Annotated in this window: 39 protein-coding genes; 1 reads left to right on the top strand and 38 read right to left on the bottom strand. The window is 68.9% G+C overall.

Annotated features, from left to right (window positions below; translation table 11 throughout):
- A partial coding sequence (locus tag DKT68_RS10140) for a hypothetical protein (protein WP_109817173.1) occupies positions 1-848 on the top strand: 848 nt, incomplete at its 5' end.
- Positions 849-897: 49 nt separating this feature from the next.
- On the opposite strand, the gene truA is transcribed toward DKT68_RS10140, so the two are convergent.
- The 38 genes from truA to DKT68_RS10330 form a co-directional block, all read right to left on the bottom strand.
- Entirely contained in the window at positions 898-1,728 is an 831-nt protein-coding gene (gene truA, locus DKT68_RS10145; RefSeq protein ID WP_109817174.1) for a tRNA pseudouridine(38-40) synthase TruA, read from the bottom strand.
- Positions 1,729-1,797: 69 nt separating this feature from the next.
- Complete coding sequence (rplQ, locus tag DKT68_RS10150; RefSeq protein ID WP_109817175.1) at positions 1,798-2,358, bottom strand: 50S ribosomal protein L17; 561 nt, start codon at positions 2,356-2,358, stop codon at positions 1,798-1,800.
- A gap of 34 nt (positions 2,359-2,392) precedes the next feature.
- Positions 2,393-3,415 (bottom strand): DNA-directed RNA polymerase subunit alpha, encoded by a 1,023-nt coding sequence (locus tag DKT68_RS10155; protein ID WP_074314574.1) that lies wholly within the window; start codon positions 3,413-3,415, stop codon positions 2,393-2,395.
- Between the two features lie 99 nt (positions 3,416-3,514).
- The gene (gene rpsD, locus DKT68_RS10160; RefSeq protein WP_089018952.1) at positions 3,515-4,141 is read right to left on the bottom strand and encodes a 30S ribosomal protein S4; all 627 of its coding nucleotides are present in this window, start codon (positions 4,139-4,141) and stop codon (positions 3,515-3,517) included.
- A gap of 13 nt (positions 4,142-4,154) precedes the next feature.
- Positions 4,155-4,562: a 30S ribosomal protein S11 gene (rpsK, locus tag DKT68_RS10165; protein WP_030329919.1), complete on the bottom strand. Its 408-nt coding sequence runs from the start codon at positions 4,560-4,562 to the stop codon at positions 4,155-4,157.
- A 118-nt stretch (positions 4,563-4,680) separates the two neighbouring features.
- On the bottom strand, positions 4,681-5,061 hold the full coding sequence (gene rpsM / locus DKT68_RS10170) for a 30S ribosomal protein S13 (RefSeq protein ID WP_109817176.1): 381 nt from the start codon (positions 5,059-5,061) through the stop codon (positions 4,681-4,683).
- A gap of 267 nt (positions 5,062-5,328) precedes the next feature.
- Positions 5,329-5,442 carry a 50S ribosomal protein L36 gene (gene rpmJ / locus DKT68_RS10175; RefSeq protein WP_043965539.1) on the bottom strand — a complete coding sequence of 38 codons (114 nt, stop codon included), beginning with the start codon at positions 5,440-5,442 and terminating at the stop codon, positions 5,329-5,331.
- A 91-nt stretch (positions 5,443-5,533) separates the two neighbouring features.
- Positions 5,534-5,755, bottom strand: a complete 222-nt coding sequence (infA, locus tag DKT68_RS10180) for a translation initiation factor IF-1 (protein ID WP_007073013.1) — start codon at positions 5,753-5,755, stop codon at positions 5,534-5,536.
- A gap of 468 nt (positions 5,756-6,223) precedes the next feature.
- On the bottom strand, positions 6,224-6,805 hold the full coding sequence (locus tag DKT68_RS10185) for a DUF1707 SHOCT-like domain-containing protein (protein ID WP_236646816.1): 582 nt from the start codon (positions 6,803-6,805) through the stop codon (positions 6,224-6,226).
- Between the two features lie 92 nt (positions 6,806-6,897).
- A complete protein-coding gene (gene map, locus DKT68_RS10190) occupies positions 6,898-7,749 on the bottom strand; it encodes a type I methionyl aminopeptidase (protein ID WP_109817177.1) in 852 nt (283 codons plus the stop codon).
- A gap of 87 nt (positions 7,750-7,836) precedes the next feature.
- Positions 7,837-8,490 carry an adenylate kinase gene (locus DKT68_RS10195; RefSeq protein WP_109817178.1) on the bottom strand — a complete coding sequence of 218 codons (654 nt, stop codon included), beginning with the start codon at positions 8,488-8,490 and terminating at the stop codon, positions 7,837-7,839.
- On the bottom strand, positions 8,491-9,819 hold the full coding sequence (secY, locus tag DKT68_RS10200; RefSeq protein WP_109817179.1) for a preprotein translocase subunit SecY: 1,329 nt from the start codon (positions 9,817-9,819) through the stop codon (positions 8,491-8,493).
- A 235-nt stretch (positions 9,820-10,054) separates the two neighbouring features.
- On the bottom strand, positions 10,055-10,498 hold the full coding sequence (gene rplO, locus DKT68_RS10205; protein WP_053653930.1) for a 50S ribosomal protein L15: 444 nt from the start codon (positions 10,496-10,498) through the stop codon (positions 10,055-10,057).
- The gene (rpmD, locus tag DKT68_RS10210) at positions 10,498-10,680 is read right to left on the bottom strand and encodes a 50S ribosomal protein L30 (RefSeq protein WP_030329904.1); all 183 of its coding nucleotides are present in this window, start codon (positions 10,678-10,680) and stop codon (positions 10,498-10,500) included. The genes rplO and rpmD overlap by 1 nt, the downstream gene beginning before the upstream one ends.
- A complete protein-coding gene (gene rpsE / locus DKT68_RS10215) occupies positions 10,680-11,294 on the bottom strand; it encodes a 30S ribosomal protein S5 (RefSeq protein WP_007465263.1) in 615 nt (204 codons plus the stop codon). Before rpsE ends, rpmD begins: the two co-directional genes overlap by 1 nt.
- A gap of 33 nt (positions 11,295-11,327) precedes the next feature.
- On the bottom strand, positions 11,328-11,717 hold the full coding sequence (gene rplR / locus DKT68_RS10220; RefSeq protein WP_109817180.1) for a 50S ribosomal protein L18: 390 nt from the start codon (positions 11,715-11,717) through the stop codon (positions 11,328-11,330).
- The gene (rplF, locus tag DKT68_RS10225; protein ID WP_109817181.1) at positions 11,714-12,256 is read right to left on the bottom strand and encodes a 50S ribosomal protein L6; all 543 of its coding nucleotides are present in this window, start codon (positions 12,254-12,256) and stop codon (positions 11,714-11,716) included. Before rplF ends, rplR begins: the two co-directional genes overlap by 4 nt.
- Positions 12,257-12,272: 16 nt before the next feature.
- Positions 12,273-12,680, bottom strand: coding sequence for a 30S ribosomal protein S8 (gene rpsH / locus DKT68_RS10230; protein WP_007465270.1), 408 nt, complete (start codon positions 12,678-12,680; stop codon positions 12,273-12,275).
- Positions 12,681-12,796: 116 nt separating this feature from the next.
- Positions 12,797-12,982, bottom strand: coding sequence for a type Z 30S ribosomal protein S14 (locus DKT68_RS10235; protein ID WP_007465272.1), 186 nt, complete (start codon positions 12,980-12,982; stop codon positions 12,797-12,799).
- Position 12,983: 1 nt separating this feature from the next.
- Positions 12,984-13,550 carry a 50S ribosomal protein L5 gene (rplE, locus tag DKT68_RS10240; protein ID WP_109817182.1) on the bottom strand — a complete coding sequence of 189 codons (567 nt, stop codon included), beginning with the start codon at positions 13,548-13,550 and terminating at the stop codon, positions 12,984-12,986.
- Positions 13,550-13,870, bottom strand: coding sequence for a 50S ribosomal protein L24 (gene rplX / locus DKT68_RS10245; RefSeq protein ID WP_172899047.1), 321 nt, complete (start codon positions 13,868-13,870; stop codon positions 13,550-13,552). The genes rplE and rplX overlap by 1 nt, the downstream gene beginning before the upstream one ends.
- On the bottom strand, positions 13,867-14,235 hold the full coding sequence (rplN, locus tag DKT68_RS10250; protein ID WP_007465279.1) for a 50S ribosomal protein L14: 369 nt from the start codon (positions 14,233-14,235) through the stop codon (positions 13,867-13,869). The genes rplX and rplN overlap by 4 nt, the downstream gene beginning before the upstream one ends.
- 97 nt (positions 14,236-14,332) lie before the next feature.
- The gene (gene rpsQ / locus DKT68_RS10255) at positions 14,333-14,611 is read right to left on the bottom strand and encodes a 30S ribosomal protein S17 (protein WP_109817183.1); all 279 of its coding nucleotides are present in this window, start codon (positions 14,609-14,611) and stop codon (positions 14,333-14,335) included.
- Positions 14,608-14,844 carry a 50S ribosomal protein L29 gene (gene rpmC, locus DKT68_RS10260; RefSeq protein WP_007465283.1) on the bottom strand — a complete coding sequence of 79 codons (237 nt, stop codon included), beginning with the start codon at positions 14,842-14,844 and terminating at the stop codon, positions 14,608-14,610. Before rpmC ends, rpsQ begins: the two co-directional genes overlap by 4 nt.
- The gene (gene rplP, locus DKT68_RS10265; protein WP_007465292.1) at positions 14,844-15,269 is read right to left on the bottom strand and encodes a 50S ribosomal protein L16; all 426 of its coding nucleotides are present in this window, start codon (positions 15,267-15,269) and stop codon (positions 14,844-14,846) included. The genes rpmC and rplP overlap by 1 nt, the downstream gene beginning before the upstream one ends.
- Positions 15,270-15,272: 3 nt before the next feature.
- Positions 15,273-16,145: a 30S ribosomal protein S3 gene (gene rpsC, locus DKT68_RS10270; protein ID WP_109817184.1), complete on the bottom strand. Its 873-nt coding sequence runs from the start codon at positions 16,143-16,145 to the stop codon at positions 15,273-15,275.
- On the bottom strand, positions 16,145-16,603 hold the full coding sequence (rplV, locus tag DKT68_RS10275) for a 50S ribosomal protein L22 (RefSeq protein WP_089018943.1): 459 nt from the start codon (positions 16,601-16,603) through the stop codon (positions 16,145-16,147). The genes rpsC and rplV overlap by 1 nt, the downstream gene beginning before the upstream one ends.
- A 41-nt stretch (positions 16,604-16,644) precedes the next feature.
- Positions 16,645-16,926 (bottom strand): 30S ribosomal protein S19, encoded by a 282-nt coding sequence (rpsS, locus tag DKT68_RS10280; RefSeq protein WP_007465299.1) that lies wholly within the window; start codon positions 16,924-16,926, stop codon positions 16,645-16,647.
- Positions 16,927-16,938: 12 nt separating this feature from the next.
- Positions 16,939-17,778, bottom strand: coding sequence for a 50S ribosomal protein L2 (rplB, locus tag DKT68_RS10285; RefSeq protein ID WP_053653944.1), 840 nt, complete (start codon positions 17,776-17,778; stop codon positions 16,939-16,941).
- Positions 17,779-17,790: 12 nt separating this feature from the next.
- A complete protein-coding gene (rplW, locus tag DKT68_RS10290; RefSeq protein ID WP_088998352.1) occupies positions 17,791-18,093 on the bottom strand; it encodes a 50S ribosomal protein L23 in 303 nt (100 codons plus the stop codon).
- Entirely contained in the window at positions 18,090-18,740 is a 651-nt protein-coding gene (gene rplD, locus DKT68_RS10295) for a 50S ribosomal protein L4 (protein ID WP_109817185.1), read from the bottom strand. The genes rplW and rplD overlap by 4 nt, the downstream gene beginning before the upstream one ends.
- Positions 18,737-19,402, bottom strand: coding sequence for a 50S ribosomal protein L3 (gene rplC / locus DKT68_RS10300; protein WP_109817186.1), 666 nt, complete (start codon positions 19,400-19,402; stop codon positions 18,737-18,739). The genes rplD and rplC overlap by 4 nt, the downstream gene beginning before the upstream one ends.
- An 11-nt stretch (positions 19,403-19,413) precedes the next feature.
- A complete protein-coding gene (rpsJ, locus tag DKT68_RS10305) occupies positions 19,414-19,722 on the bottom strand; it encodes a 30S ribosomal protein S10 (RefSeq protein WP_007073037.1) in 309 nt (102 codons plus the stop codon).
- 349 nt (positions 19,723-20,071) lie between these two features.
- Positions 20,072-21,265: an elongation factor Tu gene (tuf, locus tag DKT68_RS10310; RefSeq protein ID WP_109817187.1), complete on the bottom strand. Its 1,194-nt coding sequence runs from the start codon at positions 21,263-21,265 to the stop codon at positions 20,072-20,074.
- A 213-nt stretch (positions 21,266-21,478) separates the two neighbouring features.
- A complete protein-coding gene (gene fusA, locus DKT68_RS10315) occupies positions 21,479-23,575 on the bottom strand; it encodes an elongation factor G (RefSeq protein ID WP_109817188.1) in 2,097 nt (698 codons plus the stop codon).
- Positions 23,576-23,649: 74 nt separating this feature from the next.
- On the bottom strand, positions 23,650-24,120 hold the full coding sequence (rpsG, locus tag DKT68_RS10320; protein ID WP_007465317.1) for a 30S ribosomal protein S7: 471 nt from the start codon (positions 24,118-24,120) through the stop codon (positions 23,650-23,652).
- Position 24,121: 1 nt separating this feature from the next.
- Positions 24,122-24,496 (bottom strand): 30S ribosomal protein S12, encoded by a 375-nt coding sequence (rpsL, locus tag DKT68_RS10325; protein WP_007465318.1) that lies wholly within the window; start codon positions 24,494-24,496, stop codon positions 24,122-24,124.
- A 519-nt stretch (positions 24,497-25,015) separates the two neighbouring features.
- On the bottom strand, positions 25,016-25,396 hold the full coding sequence (locus DKT68_RS10330) for a hypothetical protein (protein WP_109817190.1): 381 nt from the start codon (positions 25,394-25,396) through the stop codon (positions 25,016-25,018).
- Positions 25,397-25,618: the final 222 nt, after the last annotated feature.

Genomic DNA, 25,618 nt, shown 5'->3' on the forward strand with positions numbered 1-25,618 from the left:
AGCAGGTCTACACCTCGGCCGAGCCGGTCGAGGCGCCCACCCGGCGCGGCGGCGGCCGCCTCTGGCAGGTGCTGATCGGCGGCGCGGCCGTCCTGGTCCTCCTCGCGCTCTGCGGCCTGGGCGCGGCCGCGCTCCTGGTCGATCGCGACCCACAGCCGCAGGTCACGCCGACCTTCCAACCCAACGCCGCCCCGTCCGCCCCGGCGGACCGGCAGGACCTCGACTCCCGCGACACCGACCAGGCCCCGCTCACCGCCAAGGAACTCTTCCCCGGCAAGGAGCTGAAGGTCACCGACGGCCAGCCGGGCTACCAGGTCCTCAAGACGCAGTCCAGCGGCAGTTGCGCCGTCGCCGCCACCGGCGAGGTGGCCGACCTGCTGGTCCGGCTCGGCTGCAACCAGGTCGTCCGGGCCACGCTGCGGGCGCCGGGCGGCGACCACCTGGTCACCACCGGGCTGTTCAACCTCACCGACAAGGTCAGCGCGGAACGTGCCCGGGACCGGATCCGGCAACTGCTCGACGAGCGGCAGGGCCGGTTCCGCGGCCTGGTGGGCAACGACGGCGACGGCACCGAGGTGGTGGCCACCGCCCCGGCCCGGGTGGGTTGGCAGGTCCGGGGGCACTACCTGGCGTACGCGCTGGTGGTCCGCACGGACGGTGTCGCGGTCAAGTCCGGCGACACCACGATCCGGGAGATCCTGTTCGACATGATCGAGCTGCACCTGAGCCGGGGCGTACTGCAACGGCGGGTCGACGGCGGCACCGCCGGGCAACCGACGGCGGCGCCCACGGAGACCAGCGGCACCCAGGGCGGCAGCACCGGCGACGGAGAGCTGCCGGGCGACTGAGCCCACCCGGCCTCGCGTCCGGCGGGGTCAGCGCCTGCGTTCGGCGCGGTCAGCCCTCGACGGGGACCCGCAGCCGGCGGGTGAGGTCGGCGCGGCGGGCGTACTCGGCCGGGTCGGCCGGATAGCCGACCTCGACCAGGGTCAGCCCGTGCGCCGGGGCCACGGTCACCTCGCTGGACCGCTCCCGGCGGGCGAGCAGGCTGCCCGGCCACTCCACCGGGCGGCGGCCGTCCCCGGCCACCAGCATCGCACCCACCAGGCTGCGCACCATCGCCTGGCAGAACGCGTCCGCCTGCACCGTGGCGACGAGGATGCCGTCGGTGTCGCGGCGCCAGTCCAGCCGGGTCACCTCGCGCAGCGTGGTGGCGTTCTCCTTGCGCCGGCAGTACGCGGCGAAGTCGTGCTCCCCGACGAGGCCGGCCGCCGCGGCGTTCAGCGCCGCCAGGTCCAGCGGCTTCGGCCAGGCCAGCACCTCGTGCCGGCGCAGCGGCTCCACGCCGTACCGGGCGTCGGTGACCCGGTACTCGTACCGTCGGAAGGTGGCCGAGAACCGGGCGTCGAAGTCGGCCGGCACCTCGGTCATCGCCCGCACCCGGACGTCGGTGGGGAGCAACCGGGCCAGCCGGCGCAGCAGCCGGTCCCCGTGCTGCCGCCACACCTCGGCGGGGAGGTCCAGGTGGCAGACCTGCCCGGTGGCGTGCACCCCCGCGTCGGTCCGCCCGGCGACGGTCAACCCGGTGGCCGTGCCCGCGCCGAGGACCAGGTCCAGGGTCTCGACGAGCACCCCGGCGACGGTGCGCCGGGTCGGTTGGGCGGCCCAGCCGGAGAAGCCCGTGCCGTCGTACGAGACGTCCAGCCGCAGCCGGATCCGCTCGTCCACCTCGTACCTCCAGTTACGGGTCGGGCCCGACACCCCGTGAGGGGTGCCGGGCCCGAACGATGCCCGAGATCAGGCCTTGTTCTCCTCGGTGGCGAGGTCGCTGTCCTCGCGCGCCTCGGCGGTGTCGCCGGACGCCGAGACCGGCGGCTCCGCGTCCTGGTCGGAGTTCTCCGACCGCGGGGTCTCCTCCTCGGGGGCGAGCGCCTCGACCTTGTCCTGCTGCGCGGCCTTGCGGGCGGCGGTCTTCTTGTTCGCCTTCGGCTCGGCGACCTGAAGCTCCTCCACCAGCTCGATGACCACCATCGGCGCGTTGTCACCCTTGCGCGGACCGGTCTTCACGATCCGGGTGTAGCCGCCGGGGCGGTTGGCGTACCGGGGCGCGATCTGGTCGAACAGGGCGTAGACCACGTCCTTGTCCTTGACGACGCCCAGCACCCGCCGCCGCGCGGCCAGGTCACCGCGCTTGGCCTTGGTGATGAGCTGCTCGGCCAGCGGACGCAGCCGCCGGGCCTTCGTCTCGGTGGTCTTGATCTTGCCGTGCTGGAACAGCGCGGTGGCCAGGTTGGCCAGCATCAGCCGCTCGTGCGCGGGGCTGCCGCCGAGGCGGGGGCCCTTGGTGGGCGTGGGCATGCTTGGTGCTCCTCAGTTGTGGCGGCAGCGCGGACTAGAGCTGCTCGGTCTCGCGGTAGTCGTCGGTGTCGTAGTCGGCCTCGCCGAAGGTGTCCACGACGTGCGCCGGGTCGAAGTTCGGAGCCGAGTCCTTCAGCCCGAGACCCATCCCGGCGAGCTTCATCTTGACCTCGTCGATCGACTTCTGACCGAAGTTGCGGATGTCGAGGAGGTCGGCCTCGGTACGCCCGATGAGCTCACCAACGGTGTTGATGCCCTCGCGCTTGAGGCAGTTGTAGGAGCGGACGGTGAGGTCCAGCTCCTCGATCGGCAGGGCGAGGTCCGCCGCCAGCTGAGCGTCCTGCGGGGACGGCCCGATGTCGATGCCCTCGGCGGTCTCGTCCAGCTCCCGAGCCAGACCGAACAGCTCCACCAGCGTCGAGCCGGCGGAGGCCAGCGCGGTGCGCGGGCCCATCGACGGCTTGGTCTCGACGTCGATGATCAGCCGGTCGAAGTCGGTGCGCTGCTCGACACGGGTCGCCTCGACGCGGTAGGTCACCTTCAGCACCGGCGAGTAGATCGAGTCGACCGGGATCCGGCCGATCTCGGCGCCGGACTGCTTGTTCTGCGCCGCCGTGACGTAGCCCCGACCCCGCTCGACGGTCAGCTCCATGTCGAGCCGGCCCTTGCCGTTGAGGGTGGCGAGCTTGAGATCCGGGTTGTGCACCGAGACGCCGGCCGGGGGCTGGATGTCACCCGCGGTCACGTCGCCCGGGCCCTGCTTGCGCAGGTACATGCTGACCGGCTCGTCGTGCTCGGAGCTGACCGTGAGCTCCTTGATGTTCATGACGAGCTCGACCACGTCCTCCTTGACACCGGGGATCGTGGTGAACTCGTGCAGCACGCCGTCGATCTTGATCGACGTCACCGCCGCGCCCGGGATCGACGACAGCAGCGTGCGCCGCAGCGAGTTGCCCAGGGTGTAGCCGAAGCCCGGCTCCAGCGGCTCGATGGCGAACCGGGAACGGGTCTCGCTGATCGACTCCTCGGAGAGGGAGGGTCGCTGGCTGATGAGCATGTTGTCTCTTCTCTTCCGGGGCGCCCGCTATTTGACGCCCACGACACAAACTGTTCCGGTGGCCCGCCCCGAGGGGCGGGCCACCGCAACGAGCTCTGACTACTTGGAGTAGAGCTCGACGATCAGCTGCTCCTGGACCTGCGTGTCGATGACCTGCCGGGCCGGGAGGGAGTGCACCAGGATCTTCATCTGGCTGGGGATGGCCTCGAGCCAGGCCGGCACAGCCCGCGAACCGGCCTGAGCCTGCGCAACGATGAACGGGGTGAGCTCCTTGCTCTTGCCCCGAACCTCGATGATGTCGTGCTCCTTGACGCGGTACGACGGGATGTCGACCTTCTTGCCGTTCACCGTGAAGTGACCGTGCTTGACCAGCTGGCGGGCCATGTCCCGCGAGTGGGCGTAGCCGGCCCGGTAAACGACGTTGTCCAGCCGCGACTCGAGGATCTGCAGGAGGACCTCACCGGTCTTGGCCTGCTTGCCAACGGCTTCCTCGTAGTAACCGCGGAACTGCTTCTCCAGCACGCCGTAGACACGGCGGGCCTTCTGCTTCTCACGGAGCTGGAGCAGGTACTCCGTCTCCTTGGTGCGGCCGCGGCCGTGCTGCCCGGGCGGGAACGGCCGGGACTCGAACGGGCACTTCGGACCATCGCACTTGCTGCCCTTGAGGAACAGCTTCATCTTCTCCCGCCGGCAACGGCGGCAGTCAGCACCGGTGTAACGAGCCATCTCTCTCTACCTCTCAGACCCGACGACGCTTAGGCGGACGGCATCCGTTGTGCGGCTGCGGGGTGACGTCGGCGATCTGGCCGACCTCCAGCCCGACGGCCTGCAGCGAACGGATCGCGGTCTCCCGGCCGGAGCCGGGGCCCTTGACGAACACGTCGACCTTGCGCATGCCGTGCTCCATGGCCCGACGCGCGGCGGCCTCGGCGGCCAGCTGCGCGGCGAACGGAGTCGACTTGCGGGAGCCCTTGAAGCCCACCTGGCCCGCGGAGGCCCAGGAGATGACCGCACCGGTCGGGTCCGTGATGGACACGATGGTGTTGTTGAAGGTGCTCTTGATGTGCGCCTGCCCGTGGGCGACGTTCTTGCGTTCCTTGCGCCGGACCTTCTTGACAGCGGCTCCGGCACGAGCCTTCGGTGGCATAAGTCTGTGCGCTCCTGAATGGGTTCTGGCTTGTCGCGCCCGTTGATTACGTAGTCACCGGTTCCGGTTGGAGCCCGGCCTACCTCGGCGGAGAGCGACCAGAATTCCGGTTTAAGAATTACTTCTTGCCGGGCTTCTTCTTGCCGGCGACGGTCCGCTTCGGGCCCTTCCGGGTCCGTGCGTTGGTCTTGGTCCGCTGGCCACGCACGGGCAGACCCCGGCGGTGCCGGATGCCGGCGTAGCAGCCGATCTCAACCTTGCGGCGGATGTCAGCGGCGACCTCGCGGCGCAGGTCGCCTTCAACCTTGTAGTTGCCCTCGATGTGGTCGCGGAGCTGCACGAGCTCCTCGTCCGTGAGGTCCCGAGCGCGCTTGTCCGGCGAGATGCCGGTGGCGGCGAGTGTCTCCATGGCGCGGGTGCGACCGAGCCCGAAGATGTAGGTGAGCGCGATCTCCATCCGCTTTTCGCGGGGGAGATCCACGCCGACTAGACGTGCCATGTGCGGGCGTACTCCTCGTGTTGTGTGGCGGAGGTGTGGACCCGTCCCACCCCGCTACCGGCCGTCCCGTCTTTCCGACGCTGTCAGCGCCGGCGACCGGGATCGGTCGCTGCCCGAGCGGGCCCCGGCCTCCGACCGGGGGTCAGCCACGAAGGAGTACGTCTCGCGTACCGCTCGCGGCTGGGACGAGCATGTGTGATGTGTGTGTCGCTGGGGATCTGCCCCGGACCAACACCACCCGGCCGTGTTCCGGCCGGACGGGCTGAGTCAGCCCTGGCGCTGCTTGTGGCGCGGGTCGCTGCAGATGACCATGACCCGGCCGTGCCGGCGGATAACCCGGCACTTGTTGCAGATCCTCTTGACGCTCGGCTTGACCTTCACGGTTGCCTTACTTCCCATCTGGCCCGGGGACGCGCGCAGCGCGAGACCGGACGTCGAAGACGGACACGGGACTTCCCGGCCGCCGTCAGGACTACTTGTAGCGGTAGACGATGCGCCCGCGGGTCAGGTCGTACGGCGAGAGTTCGACGACGACCCGGTCCTCCGGAAGGATGCGGATGTAGTGCTGCCGCATCTTGCCGCTGATGTGAGCCAACACCTTGTGGCCGTTCGCGAGCTCCACCCGGAACATGGCGTTCGGCAGGGGCTCGATGACCCGACCCTCGATCTCAATGGCTCCGTCTTTTTTCGGCATGTCCTCCGCTGTCCTGACGTCGATTGCTCCGGGCGACCCACAACGTCTTACACGGGTAACTGACCAAGATCAGAAAGCCCGCGCCAGCCGCGGCTCCAGCACCCACCGAAGCGCAGGGTGGGCATGCCGGAGTGGACGCTGTGCGCCGAACAGAAAGTGTACGCCGGCCTGCGGGCGGTCGCCAAACCGGCCACCCACCACGCCACCGTGTCGGGCGCCAGCACCCCGGATCGGCCCCCGATGATCTCCGCGCGCCGCCGCCGACCCGGTCCGGCCGGACAGCTCCCGCCCGGCCCGGCCGGCTTGGCGGGGACGGCTCCGGCCCGGTCTGGCCCGCTCGGCTGGGGCGGCTCCGGGTCGGCTGGGGCGGCTCGGGCCCGGCCCGGCCGGCGGCCGAGATCGGTCGACCGGGGGTCGGGTCCGTGGAGGGTCGGGTCTGTCGGGGGTCGCCCCGCCGGCCGCAGCAGGTCAGCCGGCTGGCCGCGGGTCGTCCCGTTCGTCCGGTTCGGCGGCGGGCAGCTCCCCCCGCCGGTCCCGCTTCGCCCGCCGGCGTTCCCGCTCGATCACCTGCCGCCGCGGCTCTCCCCCGGCCAGCCCGGTGATCGTGCTGACCGCCAGCACCGCGCCCCACGGCCCGGCCACCCAGGCCGGCCAGAAGTAGAGCAGATCCTGGCTGAGCAGCGAGGTCACCGCCCAGATGGTCACCACGATGGCGATGACCTTCAGGTACGGCAGCCACACCTCGGCCAGCCAGCGGGCGGTGACGCCACCGGGTGCCACCGGAGCCGGCTGGCCACCCACCGCACCGGCCAGCTCTCCGGCAGCCGGTGGGGTGAGCGGCGCCAGCGCCGAGCGCTGCGAGGGCGTCACCGGCGGCAGATCGGTGAGCAGGGCATCAAGCTCGGCATAGGTGCGCGCGGCGTAGGCCCGCTGCAACCGCTCGTCGTACTCGTGCAGGTCCAGCCGGCCTTCGCCCAGGGCCACCCGCAACCGGTCGGCAACCGCCTCACGGTCCGCGTCCGCGGCTCGCATCCCGTCGCGCCCGTCCATGCCGGCAAGCATGCCACCGTCACGCCAGTGGCGTCCCGCCCCGATCCCGCCCGGCTGACGGGCGGAGCCGGGCGGCGCCCCGACCGAGGTCGTCAGTGCGCGGTGGAGGTGGCGGGCTGCCGCGCGGTGACCAGGTCGCCCAGTCGGGCCCGGCCGCCGTCGAACGCGGTGAGCACCCACACCCCGTCCGGCAGCAGCGCCATCGAGTGCTCGACGTGCGCCGCCACTGACCCGTCCCGGGTGACCACCGTCCAGCCGTCGGCCATCTCGACCGTGCGCGGAGACGCCATGGTGATCATCGGCTCGATGGCCAGCGCCATGCCGGGAACCAGCCGGGGGCCCTTGCCGGGCCGGCCGTGGTTGAGCACGTGCGGGTCCTGGTGCATCTCGGTGCCGATGCCGTGCCCGCCGTAGCCGTCGACGATGCCGTACCGGCCGCCCTTGCGGACCGCGCTCTCCACCGCGTGCGAGATGTCGGTGAGCCGCCCCTTGCCGCTGGCCGCGCCGCGCGCGGCGGCGGCGATCCCGGCCCACATCGCGTCCTCAGCCACCTCGGCCATCTTCAGCAGCGCCGGGTCGACCTCGCCGACCCCGACCGTGATCGCGGAGTCGCCGTGCCACCCGTCCAGTACCGCGCCGCAGTCGATGGAGATCAGATCGCCGTCCCGGAGCACCTGCCCGGGCGAGGGGATCGCGTGCACGACCTGCTGGTTGACGGAGGAGCAGATCGACGCGGGAAAGCCGTGGTAACCCTTGAACGAGGGGACGCCGCCCGCCTCGCGGATGGTCGACTCGGCGATGGCGTCCAGGTCGGCGGTGCTCACTCCGGGGGCCACCGCCTCGCGCATCCGGCGCAGCGCCTCGGCAACCACCAGGCCGGCGGCCCGCATCTTCTCGATCTGGTCAGGGGTCTTCAGCTGGATGTCCAGCTGGGGACGACGCATGGAGCGATTACCTTTCGTTGCCGAACAGCGGGGCACGTCGGACGTACCCCGCTGTTCGCACTCTATCCGCCGTGGCCCGGCCGGACCTCAGCCGCCGTACGACCGCAGCGCGTCGATGGCCCGGGTGGTGACGTCCTCCACCGGGCCGGTGGCGTCGATCCCGACCAGCTTGCCCTGGGCGCCGTAGTAGTCGACCAGTGGAGCGGTCTTCTCGCTGTACTCGCGCAGCCGGGTGGCGATGGTCTCCGGCTTGTCGTCGTCGCGCTGGAACAGCTCGGCGCCGCACCGGTCACAGATGTCCGGCCGGGTGGTCGCGTCGAACTCGACGTGCCAGATCTTGCCGCAGCCGCGACAGGTACGCCGGCCGGAGAGCCGCCGGATCACCTCGTCGTCGTCGACCACCAGCTCCAGAACCAGGTCCAGAGCGGTGCCCAGGTCGGCGAGGAGCTTGTCCAGGGCGGCGGCCTGCGGAGTGGTCCGCGGGAAGCCGTCGAGCAGGAACCCCTCGCTGGCGTCGGGCTCGGCCAGCCGGTCCCGGACCATGTTGATGGTCACCTCGTCCGGAACCAGCTCACCGGCGTCCATGTACCGCTTCGCCTCGACGCCGAGCGGCGTGCCCTGGGTGACGTTCGACCGGAAGATGTCCCCGGTCGAGATCTTCGGCACCGAGAGGTGGGCGGCGACGAACTCGGCCTGTGTGCCCTTGCCCGCGCCCGGCGGGCCAACCAGAACGAGTCTCATCTACCGCAGGAACCCTTCGTAGTTCCGCTGCATGAGTTGGCTCTCGATCTGCTTCACGGTCTCCAGACCGACGCCGACCATGATGAGCACAGCGGTGCCGCCGAACGGGAAGTTCTGGTACTGCTGGTTGTCCAGCCAGATGAAGAAGAAGTTCGGCAGGATCGAGATCACGCCGAGGTAGAGCGCGCCCGGCAGGGTGATCCGGCTGAGAATGAAGTCCAGGTAGTCGGCCGTCGGCTTGCCCGGGCGGATACCCGGCACGAAACCGCCGTACTTCTTCATGTTGTCCGCGACCTCGGTCGGGTTGAACGTGATCGAGACGTAGAAGTACGTGAAGAAGATGATCAGCAGGAAGTAGACCGCGATGTAGATCGGGCTGCTCGGGTTGACCAGGTTGTTCTGGATCCAGGCCTGGGTCTTGCCCGGGTCGGTCTGGTCGAAGAACTGCAGGGCCAGCTGCGGCAGGTAGAGCAGCGACGAGCCGAAGATGACCGGGATCACACCCGCCTGGTTGACCTTGAGCGGGATGTAGGTCGAGGTGCCGCCGTACATCCGCCGGCCGATCATCCGCTTGGCGTACTGCACCGGGATCCGGCGCTGCGCCTGCTCGATGAAGGTGACCGCGGTGATGACCACCAGGACCAGCGCGATGACCAGGGCGAACATGTCCCAGCCCTTGCTGGTCTTGATCTGCCAGCCCTCGCTGGGCAGCCGCGCCGCGATCGAGGTGAAGATCAGGACGGACATGCCGTTGCCGACGCCGCGGTCGGTGATCAGCTCGCCGAGCCACATGACCATGCCGGTGCCGGCGGTCATCGTCATCACCAGGATGGTCAGGGTCAGCCAGTCCGGGATGCCGGTGCCGGTGGGGATGATCGGGAACTGGTCGCAGCGGTTCTGGAACAGCTGACCCGAGCGGGCCAGCGCCACGAACGCCGAGGCCTGCAGCACACCGAGACCGAGGGTCAGGTAGCGCGTGTACTGGGTGATCTTCGCCTGGCCGGCCTGGCCCTCCTTGCGGAGCTGCTCCAGCCTCGGGATCACGACGGTCAGCAGCTGCAGGATGATCGACGCGGTGATGTAGGGCATGATGCCCAGCGCGAAGACCGAGAGCTGTAGCAGCGCTCCGCCGGAGAAGAGGTTGAGCAGGTTCAGGACACCCGTCGTCTCACCCTGGAGAGTGTCGAGGCACTTCTGCACGTTGCCGTACGAGACGCCCGGACTGGGCAGCGTGGCACCCATCCGGTAGACCGCGATGATGCCTACTGTGAACAGCAGCTTCTTGCGCAGGTCAGGCGTACGGAACGCACTGAGAAAGGCGGACAGCAACTTCTTCCTCCTGCGCGAGGCGGGCCGCCGGTGATCCCTGGCGGGTCGGGGTGGACCCCGGGCGAGTGCCCGGAATCCATGGCTGGGATGGGACTCTAACAGCCCTATCCCGCTCCGGGCAGATGCGCCCGGCTACATAAACCGAAACCGATATTACCGGGCGCATACGCCCCAGGCAGACCATGGCGCCCGCCAGTTGCTCACAACTGGGCGGGCGCCATGGGTCGTACGCTCCTTACAGCTCGGTGGCGGAGCCACCGGCGGCGGCGATCTTCTCCTTGGCCGACGCGCTGAACGCGTGCGCCGACACCTGGAGTGCCACCCCGCCGAGATCCCCGGTGCCGAGGACCTTGACCGGGTGGCCCTTGCGGACCGCGCCAGCCTCGACCAGCTCCAGCGGGCCAACCTGGCCGCCGTTCGGGAACAGCTCGGCGAGCCGGTCCAGGTTGACCACCTGGAAGACCACCTTGAACTTGTTCTTGAAGCCCTTCATCTTCGGCAGGCGCATGTGGATGGGCATCTGCCCACCCTCGAACGCCGCCGAGATGTTCTTGCGGGCCTTGGAACCCTTGGTACCGCGACCAGCGGTCTTGCCCTTGGAACCCTCACCGCGACCCACACGGGTCTTCGCGGTCTTGGAACCGGGCGCCGGGCGCAGGTGGTGCACCTTGATCGTCATTACTCAACCTCCTCGACCTTCACGAGGTGGTTCACAGTGAAGATCATGCCGCGGATCTCGGGCCGGTCCTCCTTGACCACCACGTCGTTGATCCGCTTGAGACCGAGCGAACGCAGCGAGTCACGCTGGTTCTGCTTGGTCCCGATGCCGGATCGGAGCTGGGTGACCTTCAGACGTGCCATCAGCGCGCCACCCCCGCACGCGACGCCAGCATGGCGGCCGGCGCGACGTCCTCCACCGGCAGGCCACGACGCGCCGCGACCTGCTCGGGGGACTCAAGCCCCTTCAGGGCCGCCACGGTGGCGTGCACGATGTTGATCGGGTTCGACGAGCCGAGGCTCTTGGAGAGCACGTCGTGGATACCGGCGCACTCCAGTACGGCGCGCACCGGACCACCGGCGATGACACCCGTACCGGCCGAGGCCGGCTTGAGCAGCACCACACCAGCGGCGTCCTCACCCGTCACCGGGTGCGGGATCGACTGGCCGATCCGCGGGACCTTGAAGAAGTGCTTCTTGGCCTCCTCGACACCCTTGGCGATCGCCGCGGGCACCTCCTTGGCCTTTCCGTAGCCCACGCCGACCGTGCCGTCGCCGTCGCCAACGATCACCAGGGCGGTGAAGCTGAAGCGACGACCACCCTTCACGACCTTGGCGACGCGGTTGATCGCGACGACCCGCTCAAGGTGCGGGGTCTTCTCGACGGGCGCGTTTCCGCGGCCGCCCTCACGGCGGTTGTCGCGGCGACCACCCTCGTTGCCACCGGACCCGCCGCCACGGCGCTGTTGACCTGGCATCAGCAGCCTTCCTTATCTCTCGTGACGGGGTTGTTAGAACTCGAGCCCGGCTTCGCGGGCGGCGTCGGCAAGCGCGGCGACTCGCCCCGCGTACCGGTTGCCACCGCGGTCGAAGACGACCTTGGAGACGCCGGCGGCCTTGGCCCGCTCGGCGAGCAGGGCGCCCACCTTGCCGGCGAGGGCGCTCTTGTCGCCCTCCGCACCGCGCAGCGAGGCGTCCAGGGTCGACGCCGACGCCAGGGTGTGACCCTTGGTGTCGTCGACGACCTGGGCGACCATGTGCCGCAGCGAACGGGTGACGACCAGGCGCGGACGCTCGGCCGTACCGCTGACGTTCTTGCGGACCCGGAAGTGCCGACGCGCCCGCCCGACGGCGCGCTTGGCGGCGACGCCGCGGCGGCGCTTGAGCAGCGTGGCGGTCACTTCTTACCTGCCTTTCCAGCCTTGCGGCGGATGACCTCGCCCTGGTACTTGACACCCTTGCCCTTGTAGGGCTCCGGCGGGCGGATCTTCCGGATGTTGGCGGCGACCTCACCGACCTGCTGCTTGTCGATGCCGGCCACGTGGAACAGGGTCGGCCGCTCCACCGTGAAGGTGATGCCCGCCGGCGCGGGAACCAGCACCGGGTGCGAGAACCCGAGCGCGAACTCGAGGTCGGCGCCCTTGGCGGTGACCCGGTAACCGGTGCCGGCGATCTCCAGGCTCTTGCGGTAGCCCTCGGTCACGCCGACGATCATGTTGGCGACCAGCGTACGGCTCAGGCCGTGCAGTTCCTTGGCCTTGCGCTCGTCGTTCGGGCGGTTGACGCTCAGCTGCCCGTCCTCGGCCCGCTCGACCGTGATCGGCTCGGCGAGGGTGTGCTGGAGCTCGCCCTTGGGGCCCTTGACCTTGACGGTCTGCCCGTCGATCGTGATGTCGACGCCGGCTGGCACCGGGATCGACTTACGTCCAATTCGCGACATTTCTACCTGTCTCCCGTTACCAGACGAAGGCGAGGACTTCCCCGCCAACGCTCCGCTTGCGGGCCTGCCGGTCGGTGAGCAGCCCCTGGGACGTCGAAATGATCGCCACGCCCAGCCCGCCGAGCACCCGCGGGAGCCCGTCCGACTTGGCGTACACCCGGAGGCCGGGCTTGGACACGCGCTTGATGCCGGCCAGGCTCCGCTCCCGGTTCTGGCCGTACTTCAGCTCGACGACCAGTCGCTTGCCGACGGCGCCCTCCTCGGGCTCCTCGACCGACCAGGTGGCGATGTAACCCTCGGCCTTCAGGACCTCGGCGATGTTCGCCTTGATCTTGGAGTAGGGCATCTTCACCTGATCGTGGTACGCCTGGTTGGCGTTACGCAGACGCGTGAGCATGTCTGCGATCGGGTCGGTCATCGTCATGGATTTCGTCAGCCTTTCTCGCCGGGGTTCCCGGGGCACCAGCCCCGGGCCTACGGCGAAGAGCAATACCTAATCGGTGCAGGAGTTCCCGGCCGACGGCCGGGACGCGGTCGCCCTTACCAGGAAGCCTTGGACACGCCCGGCAGCTCACCACGGTGAGCCATCTCCCGGATGCAGACCCGGCAGAGCCCGAACTTGCGGTAGACCGCCTTCGGACGCCCGCACCGCTGGCAGCGGGTGTACGCGCGAACCGAGAACTTCGGCTTCGCGGCCGCCTTGATGATCAGCGCCTTCTTGGCCATCTCAGTTCTCCTTGAACGGGAAGCCCAGGAGCTTGAGCAGCGCCCGGCCCTCGTCGTCGGTCGTGGCGGTCGTGACCACCGTGATGTCCATGCCCCGCTGGCGATCGATCCGGTCCTGGTCGATCTCGTGGAACACCGACTGCTCGGTCAGACCGAACGTGTAGTTGCCGTGCCCGTCCAGCTTGCGCCCGTCCAGACCGCGGAAGTCGCGGATACGCGGCAGCGCGATGGAGAGCAGCCGGTCCAGGAACTCCCACATCCGGTCGCCGCGAAGGGTGACCTTCGCGCCGATCGGCATGCCCTCGCGGAGCTTGAACTGCGCGATGGACTTGGTCGCCCGCCGCACCTGCGGCTTCTGGCCGGTGATCGTGGCGAGGTCGCGGACCGCGCCGTCGATCAGCTTGGCGTCGCGAGCAGCCTCGCCGACACCCATGTTGACGACGATCTTGACCAGCCGCGGCACCTGCATGGGGTTGCCGTAGCTGTGCTGCTCACGCAGCTGGGCCACGATCTCGTTGCGGTACCGCTCCTTGAGGCGCGGCAGGGTCTTTTCGGTAGCCGTGGTCATCACAGGTCCTTACCGGTGCTACGCGCGATGCGGACCTTCTGGCCGTTGTCGTCGATCCGGTAACCGACGCGGGTCGGCTTGCCGTCGGAGTCCAGGACCTGCACGTTCGAGACGTGGATCGGGGCCTCCTGAGTGACGATGCCGCCGGTCTTGGCGCCACGCTGGGTGGTGCTGATGCGGGTGTGCTTCTTGACCCGGTTCACGCCCTCGACCAGGACCTTGTCCTGCCGCGGGTAGGCCTGAATGACCTTGCCCTTGGCACCCTTGTCCTTGCCGGCGATGACGACGACCGTGTCGCCCTTCTTGACCTTCACGGTCACAACACCTCCGGCGCGAGGGAAATAATCTTCATGAACCGCTTGTCCCGCAGCTCCCGGCCCACCGGGCCGAAGATGCGGGTACCGCGCGGGTCCCCGCCGTCCTTGATGATGACGGCGGCGTTCTCGTCGAAGCGGATGTACGAGCCGTCCGGCCGACGCCTCTCCTTGGCCGTGCGAACGACGACCGCCTTGACGACGTCGCCCTTCTTCACACCGGCACCCGGGATCGCGTCCTTGACCGTGGCCACGATGACGTCGCCGATGCTCGCGTAGCGCCGACCGGAGCCACCGAGAACCCGGATGCACAGGATCTCCCGAGCACCCGTGTTGTCGGCGACGCGCAGTCGCGACTCCTGCTGAATCACGTCTATCTCCTATGTCTGCCGGTTCTCCGGCCGCCGTAGCGGCCGGCCGGAGCCTGGCGGAACCTACGCCCGACGCAACGCCGGGCTCGAGCCTTCGCTACTTGGCCTTTTCCAGGATCTCCACGATCCGCCAACGCTTGGTGGCGCTCAGCGGCCGGGTCTCCATGATCAGGACCCGGTCGCCGGTGCCAGCGGCGTTCTGCTCGTCGTGCACCTTCAGCTTGCTCGTACGGCGCATGATCTTGCCGTACAGCGCGTGCCGAACCCGGTCCTCGACCTCGACCACGACGGTCTTGTCCATCTTGTCGCTGACCACCAGGCCCTCACGGACCTTGCGGCGGGACCGCGCGGCGGCGGTGGCGGTGTCTTCGGTCATGATGCAGTCACCTCAGTCGGCGCGGCCGAGAGCCCCAGCTCGCGCTCGCGCATGATCGTGTAGATCCGGGCGATCTCCCGACGGATGACCTGCAACCGCCGGTTGTTGTCCAGCTGCCCGGTTGCGGCCTGCACGCGGAGGTTGAACAGCTCCGCCTTGGCCTCCCGCAGCTTCGTGACCAGCTCCTCTTCGGAGAGCTCACGCAGCTCGGTCGCCTTAACGCCCGCTGCCATCAGGATTCACCCACTTCGCGCGTAACAATGCGGCACTTCATCGGGAGCTTGTGGATCGCGCGACGCATGGCCTCTCGCGCGATCTGCTCGTTGGGGAAGGACATCTCGAAGAGAACCCGCCCCGGCTTGACGTTGGCGACCCACCACTCGGGCGAACCCTTACCGGAACCCATCCGGGTCTCGGCAGGCTTCTTGGTGAGGGCCTGGTCCGGGAAGATCGTGATCCAGACCTTGCCACCACGCTTGATGTGGCGAGTCATCGCGATACGCGCCGACTCGATCTGCCGGTTGGTCACGTACGCCGGCTCGAGAGCCTGGATCCCGAACTCGCCGAACACCACCCGGTTACCACCCTTGGACGCGCCACTGCGGTCCGGGTGGTGCGGCTTGCGGAAGCCCTTCGGGGGCTTGCGCGGCATCAGCATCTGTCAGCCCTCCTGCTGCGTTTCTGCCGGAGTCGTGGCGGCCGCGGCGACAGCGGAGCTGTCGATCGGCTCGCCAGCCGGCGTCTCGGCCTGCTGCGCGATGGTGGTCGCGGCAGCACGGCCAGCCTCGGTGCCGCCGGCCGTCGTGCCGGACGAACCCGACCGGCCACGGCGCGGACGCTCGGGACGGTCGCCACGCTCACCACGACGCGGGCGGGACGGACCGGCCTCGGCCGGAGCCTCCCGGCCCGGGACGGCGTCGCCCTTGTAGATCCAGACCTTCACGCCGATCCGGCCGAAGGTGGTACGGGCCTCGAAGAAGCCGTACTCGATGTTGGCCCGCAGCGTGTGCAGCGGAACCCGGCCCTCGCGGTAGAACTCGGTCCGGCTCATCTCGGCGCCGCCGAGACGACCCGAGACCTGCACGCGGATGCCCTTGCAGACCGGGTTCTTCATCGCGGACTGCATGGCCTTGCGCATCGCCCGACGGAAGCTGACCCGGCTGGACAGCTGCTCGGCCACGCCCTGCGCGACGAGCTGGGCGTCCGACTCGGGGTTCTTCACCTCGATGATGTTCAGCTGCACCTGCTTGCCGGTGAGCTTCTCGAGCTCGCCGCGGATCCGGTCGGCCTCCGCACCCTTACGGCCGATGACGATGCCCGGCCGGGCCGTGTGGATGTCGACGCGGACCCGGTCGCGGGTGCGCTCGATGTCGACCTTCGAGATGCCGGCGCGCTCCAGGCCCTTGGACATCATCCGGCGGATCTTGACATCCTCGCCGATGTAGTCCTTGTAGAGCTTGTCCGCGAACCAGCGGGACTTCCAGTCGGTCGAGATGCCGAGCCGGAACCCAGTGGGGTGAACCTTCTGACCCATTACTCGGCGTCCTCCGTCTTGCTCTGCGCTTCGGCCGGTGCGGCCTGCGTAGCCGGGGCGGCCTTCTTCGCCGCGGCCTTCCTCGGCGCTGCCGGCGCGACCGCCTCGACCGCCACGGTGATGTGGCAGGTGCGCTTGCGGATCCGGTACGCCCGGCCCTGGGCCCGCGGCTGGAACCGCTTCATCGTCGGGCCCTCGTCCACGAACGCCTCGCTCACGAGCAACGCGTCGGGGTCCAGCCGCTCGTTGTTCTCCGCGTTGGCGATCGCGCTAGCGAGCACCTTGTACACCTGCTCGCTCGCAGCCTGCGGCGCGAACTGCAGCACCGTGAGAGCCTCCTTCGCGGGCAGGCCGCGGACGAGGTTGACCACCCGGCGCGCCTTCATCGGCGAGATGCGCACGTGCCGCGCAACCGCCCGCGCGCCCGGAAGCACCGGAGCGTCGCCCTTTCCTGGCATCGCTGTAACCCCTTGTTCCCTCTATCCGTATGCCCGCGGCGTCAGCGCCGACGGCTCTTCCGGTCGTCCTTCTCGTGACCCTTGAACGTGCGGGTCAGCGCGAACTCGCCGAGCTTGTGCCCGACCATCGCCTCGGTCACGAACACCGGGACGTGCTTGCGTCCGTCGTGCACGGCGATCGTGTGCCCGAGCATCTCCGGGATGATCGTCGAGCGCCGCGACCAGGTCTTGATCACGTTCTTGGAGCCCTTGTCGTTCTGAACTTCCACCTTCTTGAGCAGGTGGTCGTCTACGAACGGGCCCTTCTTCAGGCTGCGAGGCATGTCTTATCTCCCTCAGCCGCGCTTACGCGTGGCGTAGCGGCGGCGAACGATCAGCCGGTCACTCGGCTGGCCCTTACGGCGGGTGCGGCCCTCGGGCTTACCCTGCGGGTTGACCGGGTGGCGACCACCGGAGGTCTTACCCTCACCACCACCGTGCGGGTGGTCGACCGGGTTCATGGCGACACCACGGACGGTCGGGCGCTTGCCCTTCCACCGCATACGGCCGGCCTTGCCCCAGTTGATGTTCGACTGGTCGGCGTTGCCGATCTCGCCGACGCTCGCGCGGCAGCGCACGTCCACCCGCCGGATCTCGCCGGACGGCATACGCAGGGTCGCGTACGCGCCCTCACGGCCGAGCAGCTGGATGCCGACGCCGGCGGAACGGGCCAGCTTGGCCCCGCCACCCGGACGCAGCTCCACGTTGTGGATCGTGGTACCGACCGGGATGTTGCGCAGCGGCAGGTTGTTACCCGGCTTGATGTCGGCGCCCGGGCCGGACTCGACGCGGTCGCCCTGCTTCATGTCCTTCGGCGCGAGGATGTACCGCTTCTCGCCGTCGGCGTAGTGCAGCAGCGCGATGCGCGCCGTGCGGTTCGGGTCGTACTCGATGTGAGCGACCTTCGCCGGCACGCCGTCCTTGTCGACCCGCTTGAAGTCGATCAGACGGTACTGGCGCTTGTGACCGCCACCGTGGTGCCGCGTGGTGATCCGGCCGTGGGCGTTACGCCCGCCCTTCTTCGGCAGCGGAGCCAGCAGCGACTTCTCCGGCGTGGACCGGGTGATCTCGGCGAAGTCGGCGACACTGGAGCCACGTCGGCCCGGCGTCGTCGGCTTGTACTTACGGATAGCCATTGTCTACACCCCTCAGCTGACCGGGCCGCCGAAGGCCTCGATGCGGTCACCGTCAGCCAGCTTCACGATCGCCCGCTTGGTCGCCTTGCGCTGACCGAAGCCGGTCTTGGTGCGCTTGCGCTTACCCTGGCGGTTGAGCGTGTTGACCGTCAGGACGCGGACGTCGAAGATCTGCTGGATAGCGATCTTGATCTCGGTCTTGTTCGCGTCCGGGTGCACCAGGAAGGTGTACCAGTTCCGGTTCAGCTCGCTGTAGCTCTTCTCCGAGACGACCGGCGCCACGATGATGTCGCGCGGGTCGGCGATCGTGCTCACTTGCCACCCTCCTCGGTGGTCTCGGCGGGCACGCCCAGGAACTCGTCCAGGGCGTCCTTGGTGAAGACCACGTCGTCGGCCACCAGCACGTCATACGTGTTGAGCTGGCCGGACTCGATCAGGTGCACCCGCGGCTCGTTGCGCAGCGACACCCAGTTCAGCTCGTCGGTGCTGCTCAGCACGACCAGGACCCGACGGGCCTCGGTGAGCGTGGTCAGCGTGGCCAGGGCCGCCTTGGTCGACGGCTTCTCGCCCGAGACGAACGCCTCGACGACGTGCACCTGCCCGGCGCGGGCCCGGTCGGAGAGGGCACCCCGCAGCGCGGCGGCCTTCATCTTCTTCGGGGTCCGCTGGCTGTAGTCGCGCGGCACGGGACCGTGCACCACGCCACCGCCGGCGAACTGCGGCGCGCGGATCGAGCCCTGCCGGGCGCGACCGGTGCCCTTCTGCTTGTACGGCTTCTTGCCGCCACCGGCGACCTCGCCGCGGTTCTTGGCCTTGTGCGTGCCCTGTCGGGCCGCCGCGAGCTGGGCCACCACGACCTGGTGCATCAGCGCGACGTTGGCCTGCACGTCGAAGATGTCAGCCGGCAGCTCGACGGAGCCGCTGGTGCTGCCTTCGACGGTGCGTACGTCAACGGTGGTCACTTGGCCGCACCGCCCTTCTTCACCTTGCTCTTGGCCGCGGTACGGACCAGAACCAGCGCGCCCTTGGGGCCGGGAATGGCACCACGGACGAGCAGGAGGTTGTTCTCGGTGTCGACCGCCTGGACGGTGAGGTTCTGCACGGTGTACCGCACGCCACCCATCCGGCCGGCCATCCGGGTGCCCTTGAAGACACGACCCGGAGTGGCGCAGGCGCCGATGGAGCCGGGCGAGCGGTGCTTGCGCTCGACGCCGTGGCCGGCGCCCAGACCGTGGAAGCCGTGCCGCTTCATGACACCGGCGTAGCCCTTGCCCTTGGTCTTGCCGGTGACGTCGATCGTGACGCCCACCGGGAACTCCTCGACCGTGACCTCCTGGCCGAGCGAGTACTCCCCCGCGTCCGTGGTGCGCAGCTCGACGATGTGCCGGCGCGGCGCCACGTCCGCCTTCGCGTAGTGCCCGCTGATCGGCTTCTTGACCTTGCGCGGGTCGATGGTGCCGTAGGCCAGCTGGACCGCGGAGTAACCGTCCTTCTCGGCGCTACGAACCTGGCTGATGACGCACGGGCCGGCCTCGACCACGGTCACGGGAACAACACGGTTGTTGTCCCAGACCTGGGTCATGCCGAGCTTGGCGCCCAGGATCCCCTTGACTTGCCTGTCCATTTGTCCGGTCCCTACAGCTTGATCTCGATGTCGACGCCAGCCGGCAGGTCGAGGCGCATGAGCGAGTCGACCGTCTTCGGGGTCGGGTCGATGATGTCGATCAGCCGCTTGTGCGTGCGCATCTCGAAGTGCTCGCGCGAGTCCTTGTACTTGTGCGGCGAGCGGATAACGCAGAAACGGTTGATCTCCGTGGGCAGCGGCACCGGGCCCGCGACCTGCGCCCCGGTGCGCGTCACCGTCTCGACGATCTTCCGAGCCGAGGAGTCGACGACCTCGTGGTCATAGGCCTTGAGCCGGATGCGGATCTTCTGTCCCGCCATGGTGGCTTCTGTTCCTTCTCTCGATGCCGCTGTGTTGCGGGCGCCTGTACCGGCTGGCACAGGCCCACTTCGCCGACCCCCGCGGTCGGGCGTGTCGCGCCCTCGGGCCGGGCTCCGCCCCGGGACTCCAGAGCGGTGCTGACCGCGCGGTGGGTCAAGGCGTCGATCGCATTACCGCGACCTGAACGCCGTGCGAGGGTGGTTGGCGGCAGGCCGCCAACCACCCCACGCTCGACTGTCCTGTCACCCGGAGGTTCAGCGAAAGCCGAACACAGGCGACGAACTGTCTTTACGCAACCTGACTAGTATGCCGCACGACCGGCGGCGGGTCTAATCGGGGTTACCTAGCTCACTTGATGATCTTGGTGACGAACCCGGCGCCGACGGTGCGGCCACCCTCGCGGATCGCGAACTTGAGGTTCTCCTCCATGGCGATGGGCTGGATCAGCTTCACCGCCATGGTGGTGTTGTCACCCGGCATGACCATCTCGGTGCCCTCGGGGAGGGTGACGACACCGGTGACGTCCGTGGTCCGGAAGTAGAACTGCGGACGGTAGTTCTGGAAGAACGGGGTGTGCCGGCCGCCCTCCTCCTTGGAGAGGATGTAGACCGTCGCCTCGAACTCCGTGTGCGGGGTCGTGGTGCCCGGCTTGACGACCACCATGCCGCGCTCGACGTCCTCGCGCTTGATGCCACGCAGCAGCAGGCCGACGTTCTCGCCCGCGCGGGCCTCGTCGAGCAGCTTGCGGAACATCTCGATGCCGGTGCAGACCGTCTTCTGCGACTTCTCGCGGATACCGACGAGCTCCACCTCCTCGTTCGGCTTGAGGATGCCGCGCTCGGCGCGACCGGTGACGACCGTGCCACGACCGGTGATCGTGAAGACGTCCTCGATCGGCATGAGGAACGGCTTCTCGGTCTCGCGCTCCGGCTGCGGGATCGCGGTGTCGACCGCGGTCATCAGGTCCAGGAGCTTGCCGGTCCACTCGGGGTCACCCTCGAGGGCCTTCAGCGCCGAGACCCGCACGACCGGCAGGTCGTCACCCGGGTACTCCTGCGCCGAGAGCAGCTCGCGGACCTCGAGCTCGACGAGCTCCAGGAGCTCCTCGTCATCGACCATGTCGCTCTTGTTGAGCGCCACGACGATGTACGGCACGCCAACCTGACGGGCCAGCAGCACGTGCTCGCGGGTCTGCGGCATCGGGCCGTCGGTCGCCGCCACCACCAGGATCGCGCCGTCCATCTGCGCGGCACCGGTGATCATGTTCTTGATGTAGTCCGCGTGGCCGGGGCAGTCGACGTGCGCGTAGTGCCGCGCCTCGGTCTGGTACTCGACGTGCGCGATCGAGATCGTGATGCCGCGGGCCTTCTCCTCCGGCGCCTTGTCGATCTCGTCGAACGGGGTGTAAGGGTTCAGGTCCGGGAACTGGTCGTGCAGGACCTTGGTGATGGCCGCCGTCAGCGTCGTCTTACCGTGGTCGATGTGACCAATGGTGCCGATGTTGACGTGCGGCTTAGTCCGCTCGAACTTCGCCTTCGCCACTGGTGTCCTCCTGTGGACTTCTTGGTTCGTACGCCCGGCGCGCCGGTCGGCGCTTAGGACTCTGTCGACAGCCTTTCCGGCCTGACGGCCGGAGAGCTTTTGTGGGTTCTGCGGCGATGAAGCCTACAGGCCCGGTCTCACGCAACCCGATCGTGGTGGCCGCGGGCGGGTGAACCCACCCGCGACCGACCACGAATCACCTGCTCGGGGACGTTACTCGCCCGTCGCCTTGGCAATGATCTCCTTGGCCACCGAGGCCGGAACCTCGGCGTAGGAGTCGAACTGCATGCTGTAGCTAGCCCGGCCCTGGGTCTTCGACCGCAGGTCGCCGACGTAGCCGAACATCTCCGACAACGGCACCAGAGCCTTGACGATGCGGGCGCCACTGCGCTCCTCCATCGCCTGGATCAGGCCGCGGCGGGAGTTGAGGTCGCCGATGACGTCACCCATGTTCTCCTCAGGAGTGGTGACCTCAACAGCCATCATCGGCTCGAGCAACGCCGGGTCGGCCTTGCGGGCCGCGTCCTTCATCACCATCGAGCCGGCGATCTTGAATGCCATTTCCGACGAGTCGACCTCGTGGTACTGGCCGTCCAGCAGGGTCAGCTTGACACCGACCAGCGGGAAGCCGGCGAGAATGCCGTACTGCATGGCGTCCTGGGCGCCCGCGTCCACCGAGGGGATGAACTCCCGGGGGATGCGGCCACCGCTGACGGCGTTGGCGAACTCGTAGGTCGGCGAGTCGTTGTCCAGCGGCAGCGGCTCCACGCTCACGATCACGCGGGCGTACTGGCCGGAACCACCGGTCTGCTTCTTGTGGGTGTACTCGACCTTGTCCACCTTGCGGCGGATGGTCTCGCGGTACGCCACCTGCGGCTTGCCGATGTTGGCCTCGACGTTGAACTCGCGGCGCATCCGGTCGACCAGGATGTCCAGGTGCAGCTCGCCCATGCCGGAGATGACCGTCTGACCGGTCTCCTCGTCCAGCTTGACGCGGAAGGTCGGGTCCTCCTCGGCCAGCCGCTGGATGGCGGTGCTGAGCTTCTCCTGGTCGGCCTTGGTCTTCGGCTCGATGGCGACCTCGATGACCGGCTCCGGGAAGGTCATCGACTCGAGGATGACCGGGTTCGCCGGGTCGGACAGCGTGTCACCGGTGGTGGTCTGCTTCAGACCCTGCACCGCGATGATGTCGCCAGCCTGGGCCGAGCTGCGCTCTTCCCGCTTGTTGGCGTGCATCTGGTAGATCTTGCCGATCCGCTCCTTGCGGTCCTTGGTGGAGTTGACCACCTGGGTGCCGGTCTCGACCACGCCGGAGTAGACCCGGACGTAGGTGAGCTTGCCAAGGTGCTTGTCGGTCTGGATCTTGAAGGCCAGGCCGGAGAAGGGCTCCGACTTGGAGGGCTTGCGCAGCAGCGGCGTCTCGCCGTCGGTGGCCGTGCCCTCGATCGCCGGAACGTCCAGCGGCGACGGCAGGAAGTCGACCACGGCGTCGAGCATGGGCTGGACGCCCTTGTTCTTGAACGCCGAGCCACAGAGCACCGGGTTGGCCTTGCCGGCGATGGTGGCGCGCCGGATGGCGGCCTTGATCTCCTCGGCGGAGACCTCCTCGCCCTCCAGGTACTTCTCCATCACCGAGTCGTCGACGTCGGCCAGGGTCTCCAGCAGCTTCTCGCGCCACTCGGCCGCGGAGTCGGCCAGCTCGGCCGGGATCTCCTCGATCGCGTAGTCCTCACCCTTCTGGGTCTCCCCGCGCCAGGTGAGGGCGCGCATGCCGATCAGGTCGACGACGCCGATGTGGTCGCCCTCGAGCCCGATCGGGATCTGGAGCACCAGCGGGGTGGCGTTGAGCCGGTCGATCATCATCTGCACGCAGCGGAAGAAGTCGGCACCGGTCCGGTCGAGCTTGTTGACGAAGCACATCCGCGGGACGTTGTACTTGTCGGCCTGCCGCCAGACGTTCTCCGTCTGCGGCTCGACGCCGGCGACACCGTCGTAGACCGCGACCGCACCATCCAGCACCCGCAGCGACCGCTCGACCTCGACGGTGAAGTCGACGTGACCGGGCGTGTCGATGATCTGGATCGTGTGGCCCTTCCACTCACACTTGGTAGCAGCGGAGGTGATGGTGATGCCACGCTCCTGCTCCTGCTCCATCCAGTCCATGACGGCGGCGCCCTCGTGGACCTCACCGATCTTGTACGTGATGCCGGTGTAGAACAGGATCCGCTCGGTGGTCGTGGTCTTACCGGCATCGATGTGCGCCATGATGCCGATGTTGCGTACGTTGGCGAGCGCGTCTGCGGCGGCCACTTCAATCCCTACTTATCGTCGTCTCGACTCAACTGGTGGCGGTTCCGGCGCCCGAGGGCGCCGGAACCAGGGTGTTACCAGCGGTAGTGCGCGAAGGCCTTGTTGGACTCGGCCATCTTGTGCGTGTCCTCGCGCCGCTTGACGGCGGCACCGAGGCCGTTGCTCGCGTCCAGCAGCTCGTTCATCAGCCGCTCGACCATGGTCTTCTCGCGACGGGCGCGGGAGTACGTGACCAGCCAGCGCAGGCCCAGCGTGGTCGCCCGGGTGGGGCGCACCTCGACCGGAACCTGGTAGGTGGCGCCACCGACACGACGGCTGCGCACCTCGAGGGTCGGCTTGACGTTGTCCATCGCCCGCTTGAGGGTGACGACCGGATCGGTGCCGGACTTCTCGCGGCAGCCCTCGAGGGCCGCGTACACGATGGACTCGGCGAGCTGGCGCTTGCCGCGGAGCAGGATCTTGTTCACCAGCTGGGTGACCAGCGGCGAGTTGTACACCGGGTCAGCGACCAGCGGCCGCCGCGGAGCGGGTCCCTTACGCGGCATGTCAGCTCTTCTCCTTCTTCGCGCCGTAACGGCTGCGCGCCTGCTTGCGGTTGCGGACACCCTGGGTGTCCAGCGAGCCGCGAACGATCTTGTACCGCACGCCGGGGAGGTCCTTCACCCGGCCGCCGCGAACGAGCACGATCGAGTGCTCCTGCAGGTTGTGACCGACGCCCGGGATGTAGGCGGTCACCTCGATCTGGCTGCTGAGCTTCACACGAGCGACCTTGCGCAACGCCGAGTTCGGCTTCTTGGGGGTGGTGGTGTACACGCGGGTGCACACGCCGCGCCGCTGAGGGGAACCCTTCAGCGCCGGGGTCTTGGTCTTGGTCGTCTTGGCCTGGCGGCCCTTTCGGACCAGCTGCTGGATCGTGGGCACCGGGTTTCTCCGCTCCCTTCGGCCGCAGTCCTGCGGCCGCGCCGTCTGCTCGTTAGCCGGCCTGATGACCGGCTCTCCTACATTCCGACCAGGGCCACCTTGCGGCAGTCCCGGCACCCGCGGTCGGGCGTGTCGCCCGGCTCACGGTCCCGTCACGGACGCTCTCACGGACGCATCGGGTTTTCTGTCACCGGCACGCGGGTCACCCCGCCCCGGATCCTTGGCTTGTCGTGCCGCCGTCCGTCATCCGGATCCAGCGCACGCACGAGTTGCCCGGGCACGCCCGGGCACAAGGGGAAAGAGTACCTACCACAGCCGCCCAGGTCAAAACGGAATGCCCGGCGAACGTCTCACACCCGCCGGCCTGATCTCGTCCTGCCCCGTCGCCCGTGATGGGTACCTACGGACACAAGTGTACCGGCTTCCCCAGCGGGCCACCCGTCGGCCCCGAGGCGCGCACCGTGACCCGCTGCGTGACCTGGCGGGGGCGGCCGAACTCCGGACGAGGCGTGACCAGCCTCACGCCAGGGCGATCGCCAGTGCCAGGGCCAGACCCAGCAGGCTGAGCAGCGCTCCGGTGGCGCCGCAGCTGACCCCGGCCACCGCCAACCCCCGGCCCGTGAAGCGGACGCCCGGCGGCTGGGCGGGGCGACGGATCTGCCGGTGACCGAGCAGGCCGGCGACGACGGCCGCCACCCCGGCCAGCACGCCCAGCACGGTGAAGGCCCCGGACGCCCAGACGCCGTCGTAGTTCGCGCCGGCCACCCCGAAACAGATCACCAGCAGCGAGACCAGGATCGAGGCGATCCCCGCCACCAGCGCCCCCACGGCCAGCCCGGAGGTGACCGGGGGCACGTCCAGGTGCACCACGGCGAACGGAGTGCCGGCCACCGGCTCCACCCGCTTCGGCGGGCGACGCTGGTCGTCGGTGGGCGGCGGCACCGGCCGAGCCTGCTGAGCGCCCCAGCCGGGGGCGTGACCGGGCAGCGGCTGTCCCCAGCCGGCCAGCGCACCATGCCCGCTCACCGGGCCCGCCGGCGGCTGCCCCCAGGCCTGTGGCGGCGGGGCCTGCGCCCCGGAGACCGGGTACGGCTGACCGGGGCCGGGCGGGGTGGTCGCGCC

The sequence above is a fragment of the Micromonospora acroterricola genome, assembly GCF_003172955.1.
Lineage (GTDB): Bacteria > Actinomycetota > Actinomycetes > Mycobacteriales > Micromonosporaceae > Micromonospora > Micromonospora acroterricola.